The sequence below is a fragment of the Cytobacillus spartinae genome (assembly GCF_042865285.1).
GTDB lineage: Bacteria > Bacillota > Bacilli > Bacillales > Cytobacillaceae > Robertmurraya_A > Robertmurraya_A spartinae.
Genome location: NZ_JBIACK010000001.1, coordinates 377,969 through 392,974 on the forward strand (window position 1 = coordinate 377,969; position 15,006 = coordinate 392,974).

Consider the following 15,006-nt stretch of genomic DNA (forward strand, 5'->3'; position numbering starts at 1 on the left):
AAAATACTATATAACCAAATGAATGCTATTTCCTGATGGGTCATGCACTACATACCTGTTGTTTTCTTCAGAAATTGATACTCCAATTCCTTGTAATTGATTGACTATTTTCTCTCTAGATTCTTCACTTGAAAATAATAAAGTAAAATATTTTAATCCTACACTATTTTCATCTGGAGCGGGAGCACCAATTCCATTCCAAGTGTTTAAACCAATATGATGATGGTATCCCCCAGTCGAAATAAAAAGTGCCTGACTACCGTAACGAGCGACAATATCAAATCCGAGTCCTTTGCAATAAAAATCCTCTGTTTCTTTAAGGTTTGAAACGTGTAAATGGATGTGACCCATTAATGTATCTGTCGGAAGTTTGCTCCATGAACCGCTTCCTTCAGCAAGTAAACCTTCAATATCTATTGGCTTAGTTGCCATCTCTACGTTCCCGTTTTGCCAATTCCAGGTTGAAGATGGACGATCAACGTATACCTCAATTCCATTGCCATCAGGGTCCGCTAAATAGATAGCTTCGCTTACAAGATGATCAGAAGCCCCTTGTAAAGGGTACTGTAATTGAATAAAATGCTGTAGCATATTTGCTAAATCGGATCTACTTGGTAATAAAAGCGCGAAATGATAAAGTCCTGTCGTTCTTGGTTGTTTTCCGTGTATTTCCTCGGGTTGCTCAATTACTAATAAAGCATTTTCTCCATCAGCAGTTAGTGAAACTTTATTCGCAGATTGTTGGAGTACTTTAAAACCAATTACATTTTTATAAAATGATAGAGAGCGTTCTAGATCAAGTACTTTTATCACCACTTTTTCTACATACACATGGGGTGAACGGTGAAAGTGCATTTAAAAACCTCCTTTACTAATCAAATCAAATTCACGTGCTATTAGTTCATACGACTTCTCTCGATCCTCGAATTGATGTGTAATGGTAACTATCATAATTTCGTCTACACCGTATTTTTTCTTTAAATCTATTAATTGACTGCTTACTTCTTTAGGTGTTCCTATAATCATTTTCTTGTATATATCCTTAAAACCCTCTTTTTCAGAAGGGGTGTAAGGATATGTCCTTGCAATTTCTATAGAAGGGATTCCTTTTGCCTCGCCTCTAGCGTTTTGTAGCCTCCACAAATAGCTACTCCAGGCAAGATCGTCAGCTTTTTCAGTCGTCTCTCCACAAAGGACAGATACTGTCAATATGGTCTTTGGTTCCTTAGTAACCCCCTTCCTAAAATGGGTTTTATATAAATCAAGGATTTCAACCCCATCCTGATCACTCATAAACAGTCCAAAAGCATAGGAAGTACCGTGTTCGGCAGCCATTAATGCACTTTTTTTGCTCGTACCTAAAATCCAAGGTTCAGGTACAATTGACGGTAAAGGCTTTGCTTTCACTTTTGAGAACATGTGGTCATTAGGGAAATCACTATGTAAAAATTGAATAAGTTCGTTTACCTTCTCGGGCATTTTTCGTACCCCATCTAAAAAGTTGTCGGATAATGCCATAGTAGCTTCTGCGGATCCGCCAGGTGCTCTCCCAATCCCGATATCAATTCGATTCGGAAATAATGTTGCAAGCATATTATAGGTTTCTGCTACTTTATAAGGCTTATAGTGTGGAAGTAGAACTGCTCCACAGCCTAAGCGAATGGTGTTCGTATTCGCCCCTATGTAACCTAACATTACTTCAGGTGCCGAACACGCTAATCCCTCTAAATCATGGTGTTCTGCAATCCAGTAGCGTGTATAGCCAAATTTTTCTCCGGACTGAGCTAGTTTCATGGATGCCTGAAGGGCAGCTTGTGCTGTTTGCCCCGAAGGAATCGGCGATTGGTCTAAAATACTTAAATCCATCCTAATCCCTCTTTCCTCCATTTTTTATTAGGCGCTTTATGTTATACGTATTTTGGCGCTGCTTTCTCTATATTTTAGAGTGGCCACGGGCGAAGTATAGTCCGTATAGATTCACAATATAAATAACAACGAAATATGCGAAACCAGCCTTGTTTTTAAAACAACGTAATACGAATAACGATTTCTAATAGCTTCCGACTCCTAACGGGAATCCTTCTGTATATTGACCGTTATCAAAAAGCTTAAGCGGGACGTCACCATCATATACGACCGCAACATGACTATACTTTAATCCTTTCTTAGCTTTCTCTTCGGCTACTTTTATCTCGTTAAACGTACCGATATGTAAAACATGGGCATCTTTATCATATAGTTTGACAACAATCATATTTTCCCTCCAATGATCAGTGTATTTTATCATTGTAGTTTTTCCAAATGGACACGGTCAAATATAAAGCACGGCTATCATTCAAAAAATAAGCACCGAAATTACGGTGCTTATTCCAAAACGATCTATGGTTTTAAAATAACCTTGATACAATCATCATTATGACCATTAAAAATTTCATACCCATGGCTTGCTTCATCGAGCGGAATCTTGTGTGTGATGATATCAGTTGGATCGAATTCCTTGTTCTCAATCTTTTTATACAAATCAGGCATATAGTGAATGACCGGAGCTTGACCCATTTTTAAGTTGATATTTCTCGCAAAAAAGGCCCCTAGCGGGAAGTTGTTGTAATTAGCCCCATACACCCCGGTAATCTGTACGGTTCCAAATTTTCTTACAGCTTTCGTAGCAATCTGAATCGGTCCAAGCGTTCCACCTTGAAGCTTTAGTTTTTGCTCAATAAATTCTAATGGAGACTTTTTACCGTCCATCCCTACACAATCAATAACGACATCAGCACCGCCATTTGTAATTTCTTTCAAATACTCACCCATATCGTCATATTTTGTAAAATCAAATACTTCAACTTTGTTTGAGTTCTTTGCATGATTCATACGATATTCCACATGGTCAACCGCAATTACTCGCTTCGCACCCTTCATCCAGGCGAATTTTTGTGCCATTAATCCAACAGGACCGCACCCAAGTACGATAACGGTATCTCCTTTTTTAACTCCAGCGTAATCTACGCTCCAGTATGCAGTAGGGATAACATCGCTTAGGAAGAGTAATGCCTCGTCTTCTAACTCACTGGACTCTGGTACAACAAAAGGAGTAAAGTTTCCGAAAGGCACTTTTAGATATTCTGCCTGGCCACCTGGATGGTCCCCAAACTTTTCTGTATAGCCAAAATAGCCCCCTGAATCATAATGTGGGTTCGAGTTATCACATTGACTCTCCATATCATGCTGACAGTAAAAACAATCACCGCAAGATACATTGAATGGGATGACAACACGATCCCCTTTTTTCACTTTCGTTACTTCAGGTCCGACCTCTTCGACAATTCCCATAGGCTCATGACCGATAATATACCCTTCCGGAAGGGGCATGTTCCCTTGATATAAATGTAAATCTGATCCACAAATCGCTGTAGAAGTTATTTTTACAATAATATCATCTTTCTTCTCTAGCTTCGCATCGGGGACTTCCTTAACTGCTACGTTATTTGGTCCTTGATATGTTACAGCTTTCATCTATCCACCCCATTTTCCAAAATAATTCCTTTTTTATTTTTTGTAAAAAGAAATTATCTATACAACGCGATTTACCATCTAGAGTCCATGTTGGCATGAAAAGTACTCCTTTAACTGCATCTTCATCAATTCTTTATTCTCTGCAAATTGTCTATGACGATGGCCGTTACCGCCTGATGGATGTGGAAATCCTTTTACAATACTTTCTTTTTTTACGATTTGTTGACTTACAAGGTAGTCGAATACAGTTGAGACATTGACCCCGAGTGGAATGATAAGCGGATCGGGTAATTTGCCAATCTCTTTTGCTGTATAAGTATCAATCTGTTTTTTTAACAATTCTGTTTTTAATATATTTGGAGTGGAGCCATTATAATTTTTCCCATTGTAAAAGACTGGATAGGGTAATACAGAAGTTGTTTGCACGAGATAGCTTGCAGGCCCAAACAGTTCAATCGTTGACGACAAACCTAAGTAACTGTTTAACCCTAGTGCATCTAACATCTGAATCAGGTTTTTTCTCATTGACCCCTCGAAACTGGAGTTCTTCTTCACCTCATGAAGAGTTTCTTCGTCCGTTAAGCCTTGCTCCCTTACACTTAATACAGTAGAGTATGATCGTTTCATTTGATGCAATCCAGGAGTAATCCCGACAATTAATACCTTTGCTTCCTTGTTTACATATTCAAATGGTGCATAGTAGATTTCAAGCTTCTTTTTCACATCTTTTTCAAGTAAAAAGCGCTCAGATATCAAGTCCTCATCTTTAAATGGATAAGGTAGACTGTTTATCATCTGTTTATATGTATCGTATTTTGAGTAAGTAGCAATACTCATAAAAGCTCTCCTTTTTTTATTAAATAAATACAGTTTTAAGATAGAAAATTACTCTTAAATAAGCTCAAAAATCTCTCTTGAAGTTAAGGATAAAACGATCCCGATATGAATCATCTTGAAAACAAGCCGTTTATTCGGTATTCTATTAAAACAGTCTTCCACTATAAGGGTGTGGTTATATATGCGAATTAATAAGTTTATTAGTGAGTCTGGAAAAACATCTAGACGAGGTGCAGATAAATTAGTAAGTGAAGGGAAAGTAACGATTAACGGTAAGCCAGCAGAGATGGGGAGTCAAGTACAACCTGGGGACGATGTCCGTGTAAATGGTGAACAAATTAGAATGGCTAGCAATTATGTATACATTGCATTGAATAAACCAGTGGGAATTACTAGCACAACCGAGAGACATATTAAGGGAAATATCATCGACTTGGTGAATCATCCTCTTCGAATATTTAATATTGGGCGACTTGATAAAGATTCTGAGGGTTTAATTCTCCTTACCAACGATGGAGATATTGTGAATGAGATCCTACGTGCGGAGAATAAGCATGAAAAAGAGTACATAGTAACAGTAGACAAGCCAATCACGTCAGAGTTTGTCAAGGGAATGTCTTCAGGAGTAGAAATTTTGGACACTGTCACTCTACCTTGTGAGGTTGAACAGTTATCAAAATATGTCTTTAAAATTATACTAACTCAAGGGCTAAATCGGCAAATTCGCCGAATGAGTTCAGCGTTAGGTTACCGTGTCGTTAGGCTTCAGCGAATACGGATTATGAATATCCATCTTGGGAACCTCCCTCCTGGCCAGTGGAGAGATTTATCTAAAAAAGAAAAGAAACAGCTTTTTGAAGATCTAAACTACCAGCCAAAGGAATGGTAATATTTAAGGGCAATTTTTACTTTAGTAAAAGTTGTCCTTTTCACTTCTCCGCTAATTTCCTCCTTCCAACCATTAATTTTTCCAATCTCCTATTCATAACTATAGAGTAATAACTCTTGCTTCTTCCGCTGTAAGGATTGATTTTTCAATCTAGATAAAGTAAATTATTAGAAAAGTTCGATTATTCCGTATTATGGTTCTTTTGTAAAGGAGTGGTGTGATGGATCGAAATCTACGAAAAAAAATGTGGTTATATTCGCTTGTGGGGATGTTAACAACGATCGTAATTTTAGCTTTTGCAAGACTGTCTTATGGGGTTATTCTTCCATTCATGATGGAAGGACTAGAGATTTCCTATAAACAGGCTGGTTATTTAGGAACAACTTCTTCTCTAGGTTATTTATGCACGGTTATGTTTGCCGGGTTGCTAGCTGCTAAATGGGGTGGGAAAAGAACAATCCTACTTGGTATAACACTCGTTACTTTAGGTCTAATTGGTCTAGCTTTTACCCCATCCTATCCGGTTACCTTTCTATTTATGCTTCTGTTAGGTATAGGAACGTCTTTTTCATACACTCCTTTAATTTCATTACTAGTTGCGTGGTTCCCCGCCCACAAAGGAACTGTTATCGGAATTACAACAAGTGGCGTGGGGATCGGAATGCTTCTAACTGGGATGGTGGTCCCTTCTTTAGAAAGCGTTTTCAGTGATAGTGGCTGGAGAATCTCATGGGGATTGTTTGCCATTGTAAGTTTAATTGCAGGAATCGTAACGTTTCTTTTTACAAAAAATCCTCCAACGAATGTATCTTCTAGTTCAACAAAACAGAAAACATCAGCTAGTGAGGTCTATAAGAATCCAAAAGTTATGATTGTCGGTGCTATATATGGCATAATTGGGATCACTTATATTATTCAAGTTATTTTTATTATGAGCTTCATGGTTGAGGCTGGACTTGATACAAAGGCAGCTGGTATTTTAATGGCTCTAAATGGAATATTGTCTATTTTTAGTGGTCCAATTTGGGGATCAATCTCAGATGTATTGGGGCGAAAAAAGTCACTAATGCTAACACTTAGTATTACTGCTTTTTCAATGGTTGTTCCTGTTGTTTATCCAACCCTTCTCGGTTTCTCTTTACATACTATTCTTATAAGCTGTACGATTACCGGTTTATTTACACTCATTCAAGCTTCGAGTATGGACCATGTCAAACCAAGTGAAATGCCTATTGCTTTCAGCTATGTAACCTTTTATTTTGCGATTGGACAATTCATCGGCCCTACTATTGCCGGTTGGTTAATTGAAGATTTCGGTGGTTTTAAAAGCGCCTTCCTTTTTTCTACGGTATTTCTCATAATCGGATTGTTATTATCCATTAAGGTGAAAAATCCCGATTCTGTTCCAAAACCGGTTGCACATGTAGATGTAAAAGTAACTTAGGCTGAATATTGAATGTAAAAAGCTCCGAACTAGTTCGGAGCTAGATGTTAAATCATTAAATTTGAAGGACTCCCGCAAAGAACCAATTCCGTACTCGTCTTCCTACTTATTTTTTATATCTTCCAAAAGTGAAATCATCTTATCATTCTGTTCAATCAGCGTTTGGTTCTGTTTCCTGATTTTTGTCAGATCAAAAGAAAAGACTAATAGAAGTACGCAAATAAATATGAGCATTATTTCACATCCCGAAGCTTTTACTAAAATTGTATCATACAAAGCTCCTGAGGTGGGTTAGTTTTCAACCTTACTAAAACGAGCGTTTAAAGACTCATTTTTTAGCGTCCTTTATTTGTTTTTCTCCCAGCGCTTTTAGTACTAGCAACTTTCCCTTTCTCTAGCGCGTTGCTCGTCCTTGTAGTCATAGATTCTCTGCGATTTCGAGATTTTGATTTGTCATCAGAGTCTTTTCTACCGGTCCAAGTCTTATTCTTTGACTCATTAAACTTCCCAGTTCTTGTCGTTTTAGACTCATCCGTACGTTTCGTACTACGGCTGTTTGAGCCGCTTGATATTTTGGACTTTCGACCTTTGAAGTTAGTCCTCTTAGGTTTAGCCTCAGACATCCCTTCTTTTTCTTTTGTAATTCCTAAAGCTTTTTGAGCATTTCCAAGGTTCTGTTTATCAATCCGTACATTAAGCTCTTTTTCAATTTTATCAAGCTCTGGCCGGTCCTCTGATGTATAAAGAGTAACTGCCATTCCTGTCGTTCCTGCCCTACCAGTTCTTCCTATACGATGAACGTAAGATTCAGAGTCCTCCGGAATATCGTAGTTGTACACGTGAGTAACCCCTTCTACATCTAATCCACGGGCAGCAACATCTGTAGCCACAAGTAACTGGATGTCAGCGTCCCTGAAGCGTTTCATGACTTGTTCTCTTTTTGTCTGAGACAAATCTCCATGTAGTTCATCACACTTGAACCCGTTACTTTTTAAAGCTCCGTATAGTTTGCTCACTCTTCTCTTTGTCCTACAGAAAATAATCGCTAAAAACGGTCGATGTGCTTCAATTAGTTGAATAAGTGTGGACTGCTTTGCACGATCTACAGTATGTATGCCAATTTGCTCCACCGTTTGAGCGGGTCCTTGTGTTTTTTCCACTTGTATATATTCTGCATTCCTCATATGCTTTCTTGCTAACTTTTTTACTTCAGCTGGGATAGTTGCTGAAAATAGCATCGTTTGGCGACTTTTTGGAGTTTGCCTAATGATGTCTTCTACTTCATCTAAGAAACCTATATGGAGCATTTGATCAGCTTCATCTAACACAAGAAAGCGTAACTGTGACAAATCAATCGTTTTCCTACGAATGTGGTCTAATAGTCGTCCTGGAGTCCCTACGACGATTTGGACGTTCCTGCGAAGCTTTTTTAGTTGCTTTTCTACATCTTGACCACCGTAAACAGCTAGAACGTCAACCCCTTCTACTTCTAAAATTAGTTTTTCAATTTCATCTGTAATCTGTAGTGCTAATTCCCTGGTTGGAGTGACAATTAGAGCTTGGACATTCGAATCATTCAGACGTATTTTTTCTAGAATTGGTAATACAAAGGCTAGTGTTTTTCCTGTTCCTGTCTGAGCTTGGGCTATAACGTCTTTTTGATCTAAAATCATAGGAATAGCCTGTTTCTGAATGGGTGTTGGAGTTGATAGTCCTTGCTGTCTTAATTTATTTGAAGTGGTTTCAGAAATACCAAGTGATAAAAAATCTAGCAAATTAAATCCCTGCTTTCTTGTACTTAATCTTTGTCTGTTATACTAATATTGATGGTTCAGCTTTCAAATAGCAAATATCAATGGGCAAAAACCAAAAATATTTTCATTTTTAGAACCAATTCCTTTTCAAATCGTATGAAATAGGTAAGACTGGATAAAAATCATGTCTAGAAAGTGGTGAGAACGTTTTGAGACGACTTTTACTCTTTGTAGTGTTTTTATTTTTTCTGAACTTTTTATGGACCTCTTATGGGGACCAAGTAGTTCCTACCGACATGCAGTCTTCTATTGAAAAAGCAAAGGTTCATCTGGATTCTTTCCTAGAGAGTGAAAGTTTATCCAATGGCTTGGATTTTTTCCAAGCCGTGATCGTGGACATTGTAGAAGAACTTGATGAAAAAGTGGATGAATATAAAAAAGAACAAACTTATCCAGAACAAAACTCGATAGACGTTCCCGTTCTTGAAACTCCTACTGATCAAGCGTTCACGATTTACAATACGAAAATTGGTGAGAAAAAGAAAAATGTAGAATTACTCCTAGGCTCTCCTAAACGCATTGGGCTAAATGAATACGGTACAGACTGGCATACGTATCATGAAAACTATCATAATTTTGTAAAGGTCATTTATGATGAAAATCAACAAGTTGTTGGTTTATATACGAATCAAGATTTGATTGCTTCTTCAAATGGAATAAAACTAAATTCCTCGAAGCAAGCTGTTCGCGAAGCTCTCGGTGAGCCACTTAAGCAAATGCAAAAGGGGTTCTTTTACTATCTGCTAGATGAAAAAGATGATTATGATATTTACAAAATAGACGGCAACTATGTAACTATTTTTTATGATAAGCACGAGAATAATACGGTTACTGCCGTTCAAATTATCACGGATGATATAGAGAATTCAAAGGACTCTATGTACACGGACGGGAATGACAAGTTAAAAGAAGGTTTTGAGCTTCAATTGTTTGACTTAGTAAATGCAACAAGGGTCAATCATGATCTCCCTATTCTTATTTGGGATAATCGTGTTCGAGAAACGGCCAGGAAGCATAGCTTAGACATGGCTGAGAATGGTTATTTTGACCATACTAATCTTCAGGGACAAACCCCCTTCGACCGTATGAAGGCGGATGGGGTATCATACATGCTAGCTGGAGAAAATCTAGCATACGGGCAGTTTAGTAGCATCTTCGCGCATGAAGGCCTAATGAATTCCCTTGGTCATCGTAAAAACGTCATTCATCCTGAATTTGAATACTTAGCAGTAGGAGTAGCCTTTAATACAGAGTCACATCCCTATTACACGCAAAAATACTATGCAAAATAAATGGGTTATTCCCCTACGTCGTTCACAAAACGAATCTGGGAATGACCCTCTTGCACCCTTTTAGTAAATAAAGCTTACCCCTCTGTATCCTCTTTATATTTACTTCCTCAAGCTCGTGTTGTTTCAATGTCTCGACTGCCAATCCATTTAATTAAAACTAGGCTTCCGTGATGATAGACTTTTTGAAAAACTATTCCGATGAATATAAAAAAGTGCCATCTTTTTCCGTTTTATTTATACGTATTACATTGAATGGTGCAGCTAAGAAATTTTAGTTCTCATCCATATTGTTGTACAATAGTCATGAAAGGATGTGCTACGTATGGAAGCAACTTTACATATAGTTACCTATCTCCATCCTAAGGGAGATTTTGAGAAGTTTGTTGATGAAAATCATTATACAGAAAAAATTAAAGAGTGGGGTTTATCTGCAAAAAATCAATTCTGGTATAAAGAAAAAGGATTTAAGTATGCAGTAACCATTAAAGGGTATGAGGTCTATGGTACTTCAACAGAATTTAATACAATTGTCATTGAGTTTGAAGATGGAAATCTAAGTTGTATCCATCCTGCCTACTTAAAGGAAATGCAATCGAATAGTTTTGGGAAGGTTGTCTCTACTGAGGTTCAATCTCCTCCAGCTAGTGATCAGGACCAACAGGAGGTTTCTTCTTCTAAAGAAACTCAAACTCCAACAGTGGAGAAAAAGCCTACAAAAGCAAAAGAAAAAAAGGAAACTCCACCAAAACTGGAGCTACCTACAGATAAGGTGCATTTTACAGCATCTGTTAAACAGTTTGCTTTGAGCTGGAACAATTTTAACGAGGAAAATGACGAAGTGGTTGTCCTAGAGAATGTCAAAATTCATGAGGACACTCCAGTGGACGTTGATCTCGCTTGGTGCTCTCATTCTAAAACTTTGAAGAAATTAGAACTAGCCATTGGAGAAAATCTTGAATTCGATGGAAAGATTGTTAAAAAGAAATTACCAAAAGGAAAAGATGTGGAAGAAGAGTTTTTAGTAGAAATCCCTCCCCTTTACAAAATTAATAACCCATCTAAAATTAAGAAAAGCTAAACGGACATCTGTTCATTTAGCTTTTTTTATATATAGGCTCGAACCTTACGAAAGGCTGTTCTTACTGTCTCCCCTACTCTTGTATGGGGCTTTTCCATCCGGATTTTTACTTTAGGATAGGTATCTAATACCCCTTCAAACTCTAGTTTAAGCTGTTTTGCTTGTATAATATCATTTGGTTTTACTAAACATGCCGGCTTCTCAATGATATTAACACCACTGCGAATTAAGATAGATGCGACAAACAGTGTACAGAAGAAAGCATGTTTTCTATTAATTTCCTTATTAACCATCACACCAAAAAGTCCAATTAAATTATATTTATAGTTTTGTTGATTTTGTTCAATTGTTCGAATCTCCCTCATAATATGAGAGTATTCTAAATCTGATACTGAACAGCTATAGATGGCACATTTTGCATTTCTAAATAGGTTTGAATGTATATTCTCTCTTACAAAACCACCAATAAATGGATTTCTCTCATTCTTACGCCCAAAGCTGTATAAGTCTTCTAGAGTTTCATCAAAAGCTATTGATGCATGGTTTAGTGGACATCTTGTAAAACACTTAATAGCTTTAGTAAAAAGTGTCCCGGTATCTGTTAATAGAATATATATTTTTCTCATCCAAACCCCTACCATCTCGTTAAAATAGACTTTTTTAAATTCTAACAAGATATATAAATGGTTATAATGAACCTGGGTTTTAATTTGTTCTAAGACTTCAGACGTATATGGAAGTTAACATATCTTACATAAAAGGATATTGAGAATTTATATTCCTTCTGTGAATGGGGCCTTATAGTAAGTTGGCAAAAGGAGACAATGATTCTAACTTTTACAAGGACTGTTCTAAATGGAAATATTTAATGATGTAAGTAAACAAAAAAGATTTAAATCATATTTATAGAATTATATGTATATGTTTTGTATAATGTTTATTGCACAAATATATAATTTATACATGTTGAAAAACTTGATCGTCTATTTGAGGAGGAACCATTGTGCTTACATGGATTTTGCAACGTGCCAAATTGTTTATGATTTTCGTTGTCCTTTTTGTCATTGTTGGAGTGTTTACATTTTTTCAGTTACCGCAAAGAGAAATACCTGAAACAACTGTTAATATTGGTACGATAAACACTGTTTATCCTGGTGCTACGGTCGATACAGTCGAACGCATGATTACCAATCCGATTGAGACAAAAATAAGGTCAATTGATGGTGTTGAAGAGATAAATTCTTCCTCCGCTTCAGGCTTTTCAACCATTATTGTGGAAATTTCAGAAAATGAAGACAAAGGGAAAGTCTTCAGTGATATTCGCCAAGCTGTCTCTGACGCTGCGAGTGGTTTTCCAGAAGGAGCCTTTGAACCCGAAGTTAATGAGTCTACTGTTAAGCTTCCGATTGTTTCATATCACTTGGTAAGCACTGACCGTGAAAACCTTCTTACATTGCAGGAAGATATGGCTCGTTGGAAAGAAGAAGTAGAATCTCTGCAAGGAGTATCAGGAGTTGCGGTCAAAGGTCTTCCTGAAGAAGAGATTCTGATTACTTTGGATTCCGACTCCATGCAAAGCAATGGAATTATTATTCCAGACGTTATACAAGCCATAAATGATGAGTATTATCCAATACCTTTAGGGAAGCAACAGCAAAACAACAAAGTTGTTCAATTAACCGTAGAGCATTTCGTATCCATGGAGGAAATGAACAATCTCTATGTTGGTCAATCGCCTCAAGGGGAATCTGTATGGTTAAAAGATGTTGGTAAAGTAGAGGTTGTTCCAAAAGACGTAACGGATATCATTACTTATGAGGGAGTACCTTCTATTTCTTTTACTGCTTTTGTTGAGCCCGGTCAGGATATTCCAACTGTTGATAATCGAGTAAGTGAGAAAGTCGAAGAGTTAAGTGAAACCCTTCCTTCTTCGGTCGAACTGAAGTCCTACTATTCTCAAGCTAAATTAGTTACCACCATTTTTGACGGATTATTCTTATCCTTAGCAATTTCCGTTATTGCGGTTATTTTTACTACGGCACTTGGGCTATCACTGTCAGGAGCATTTGTAGTGGCGTTGGCAGTTCCAATATCCATGTTGATGGGGCTTATCCCCCTTCCGTTTGCTGAAGTGGACTTAAATCAAATTTCAGTTATAGGTGCTATTATTGCCCTAGGGATTCTTGTGGATGACTCCATTGTTGTAAATGATAATATTCAAAGAAGATATAAGCTAGGCGACAATGCTCTAGCCGGAGCAGTTAACGGGACGAAGGAAATTTGGGTTTCTATCGTAACGTCATCATTAGCGATTGTGTTTACCTTCTTACCTCTTATCTTCTTATCTGGTGGGAATGGAGCTTTTATACGAGCATTACCTACCGTGTTAATCACGACTATCATTGCTTCAACATTAGTTGCATTATTTTTTGTCCCGATGATTCGCTATATGCTTTACAGTAAAACGAGTAAAAAAATGTCTGATGCGCCAGGTTTATTAGGGAAGCCCTTAAACAAATTAGCAGACATTTATGCAGATGGGTTATTAAAGAAAGCTTCAAAGCGCCCGATCCTTGTCAGTACATTGGGTTTACTCATTACAACAGGAATTTTTGCACTTATCGTCTTTACTCCTTTTGAGTTTTTTCCAGCAGCTGATCGTGAAGAAGTGACCATAGATGTCACATTACCAATTGGAACGACTTTAGATAGTACTGTAGAAACTCTTCAAAGAATGGAGCAGTTGCTTTTAGAAGATCCTGATGTAACAAAAACAAGTATGTTCGCCGGTACTGGTCTACCAAACTTGTTTAATAGTTCTTTAAATGTAACAGGTAAAAATACAGGTCAGCTAGTTGCTCATGTTGACAGAGAGAATCAAACTGCGCAAGGGTTAATTGATGAATGGCAAGACAATTTAAGAAATGAATTTCCTCAAGCTGAGATTTTTATGGAAACGATCCAACAGGGTCCACCGACAGGAGCCCCAGTAACGGTCACTATTACTGGTGTAGAAATGGATCAATTGTTGGAAATCCGTGATCGTTTAAAAGAAAAAATAAAGGAAGTTGGTACGAATCTTGTTGTTGATAACGTTGGTGATCTTGAGCCTACTCTTAAGTATGTTCCGAATCGGGAAAATCTTGAACAATATGGAATTACCGTTAACCAAATTAGTGAACAACTTCGTCTAGCAACAGAAGGAATTCCTCTTAAGGCGTTTGACAATGGAGTCATTCGTCGAGACATGAGCCTTGTTTTAGATGGAAAAAACAATGAAGTGGATTTAACAAAGTTAGTTATTCCTGCAACTAGTTCTAGTAATCAGGGCCCTCCAACACTTGTGACTTTAGATGAGCTAGTATCTGTTCAGGAATCAGAAGAAATACAGCGTACCCCACATATAAACGGAGAACGAGCGATTACAATTAGAGCTTTTCCACAAGAAACGGAGAATTTTAAAGAAAAGGTTCAAGAAATTGTTGATGAAGAAAAAGCGGATTTAATAGCGAATTATCAAATATCCCTTGGCGGAGAGAACCAAGCGCAAAATGATTTCTTTGCAGAAATTACCGTTTTGTTCATCATCGTGATTTTCTTAGTGTATTTACTAATTGCTTTCCAATTTAACTCCCTGTCCCTACCTTTCCTAGTTCTAGTGGCTGTTTACTTAGCGATTGCTGGAGCGATTTTAGGATTATTTGTGACTCAGACGCCAATTAGCTTCTTAGCTGTTATGGGGATGGTATCATTGACAGGAATCGTTGTAAGAAATTCTGTGGTACTAATTGATTTTATTGAACAAGCGCTAAAAGACGGGATGGAATTGACGGAAGCTGTGATAGAATCTGGTCGAACTAGATTAAGGCCCATTGTGTTGACGGCTTTAACTTCTATTGTAGCGCTCATACCTGTAGCCTTTAGTGGTGATACACTCTTTACTCCATTAGCGATTACGATCATATCAGGGATCTTATTTTCAGTAATATTAACGCTCATCATCGTTCCGATGTTATATTTAGTGTTTTATCGAATCAGAATGAGAAAAAGAAGTCTAAGTTAAAATAAAACAACAAAACGATGCTATTTTTCGCATCGTTTTGTTTATGGTTCATATATAGAAATAGTAATGTTCACAA

General features: G+C 37.3%; 12 protein-coding genes. 5 read left to right on the forward strand and 7 right to left on the reverse strand.

The genetic code is table 11. The annotated features are described in order from the left end of the window. Window positions 1-6 precede the first annotated feature (6 nt). From ACFYKX_RS01775 to ACFYKX_RS01795, 5 genes are all read right to left on the reverse strand, one after another. Window positions 7-855, reverse strand: a complete 849-nt coding sequence (locus tag ACFYKX_RS01775) for a VOC family protein (protein WP_389357466.1) — start codon at window positions 853-855, stop codon at window positions 7-9. Beyond that, window positions 856-1,866, reverse strand: coding sequence for an LLM class flavin-dependent oxidoreductase (locus ACFYKX_RS01780; RefSeq protein WP_389357468.1), 1,011 nt, complete (start codon window positions 1,864-1,866; stop codon window positions 856-858). It abuts the gene before it with no gap. Between the two features lie 184 nt (window positions 1,867-2,050). Next, window positions 2,051-2,254, reverse strand: coding sequence for a hypothetical protein (locus ACFYKX_RS01785; protein ID WP_389357469.1), 204 nt, complete (start codon window positions 2,252-2,254; stop codon window positions 2,051-2,053). 125 nt (window positions 2,255-2,379) lie between these two features. Next, a complete protein-coding gene (locus tag ACFYKX_RS01790; RefSeq protein ID WP_389357471.1) occupies window positions 2,380-3,513 on the reverse strand; it encodes a zinc-dependent alcohol dehydrogenase in 1,134 nt (377 codons plus the stop codon). Window positions 3,514-3,591: 78 nt separating this feature from the next. After that, window positions 3,592-4,350, reverse strand: a complete 759-nt coding sequence (locus ACFYKX_RS01795; RefSeq protein ID WP_389357473.1) for a hypothetical protein — start codon at window positions 4,348-4,350, stop codon at window positions 3,592-3,594. 181 nt (window positions 4,351-4,531) lie between these two features. On the opposite strand from ACFYKX_RS01795, the gene rluF reads away from it, so the two are divergent. Both rluF and ACFYKX_RS01805 read left to right on the forward strand, forming a co-directional pair. Further along, window positions 4,532-5,239 (forward strand): 23S rRNA pseudouridine(2604) synthase RluF, encoded by a 708-nt coding sequence (rluF, locus tag ACFYKX_RS01800; RefSeq protein ID WP_389357474.1) that lies wholly within the window; start codon window positions 4,532-4,534, stop codon window positions 5,237-5,239. Between the two features lie 220 nt (window positions 5,240-5,459). Further along, window positions 5,460-6,683, forward strand: coding sequence for an MFS transporter (locus ACFYKX_RS01805; RefSeq protein ID WP_389357476.1), 1,224 nt, complete (start codon window positions 5,460-5,462; stop codon window positions 6,681-6,683). A 335-nt stretch (window positions 6,684-7,018) separates the two neighbouring features. On the opposite strand, the gene ACFYKX_RS01810 is transcribed toward ACFYKX_RS01805, so the two are convergent. Further along, a complete protein-coding gene (locus tag ACFYKX_RS01810) occupies window positions 7,019-8,458 on the reverse strand; it encodes a DEAD/DEAH box helicase (protein ID WP_389357478.1) in 1,440 nt (479 codons plus the stop codon). A gap of 188 nt (window positions 8,459-8,646) precedes the next feature. Between ACFYKX_RS01810 and ACFYKX_RS01815 the strand changes: the two genes are divergently transcribed. Further along, on the forward strand, window positions 8,647-9,789 hold the full coding sequence (locus ACFYKX_RS01815) for a CAP domain-containing protein (RefSeq protein ID WP_389357480.1): 1,143 nt from the start codon (window positions 8,647-8,649) through the stop codon (window positions 9,787-9,789). Between the two features lie 322 nt (window positions 9,790-10,111). Then, window positions 10,112-10,867, forward strand: a complete 756-nt coding sequence (locus tag ACFYKX_RS01820) for a hypothetical protein (protein ID WP_389357482.1) — start codon at window positions 10,112-10,114, stop codon at window positions 10,865-10,867. Window positions 10,868-10,893: 26 nt separating this feature from the next. Here the strand turns inward: ACFYKX_RS01820 and ACFYKX_RS01825 are convergent, their stop codons facing one another. Further along, window positions 10,894-11,493 (reverse strand): hypothetical protein, encoded by a 600-nt coding sequence (locus tag ACFYKX_RS01825; protein ID WP_389357484.1) that lies wholly within the window; start codon window positions 11,491-11,493, stop codon window positions 10,894-10,896. A gap of 377 nt (window positions 11,494-11,870) precedes the next feature. On the opposite strand from ACFYKX_RS01825, the gene ACFYKX_RS01830 reads away from it, so the two are divergent. After that, complete coding sequence (locus tag ACFYKX_RS01830; protein ID WP_389357486.1) at window positions 11,871-14,930, forward strand: efflux RND transporter permease subunit; 3,060 nt, start codon at window positions 11,871-11,873, stop codon at window positions 14,928-14,930. Window positions 14,931-15,006: the final 76 nt, after the last annotated feature.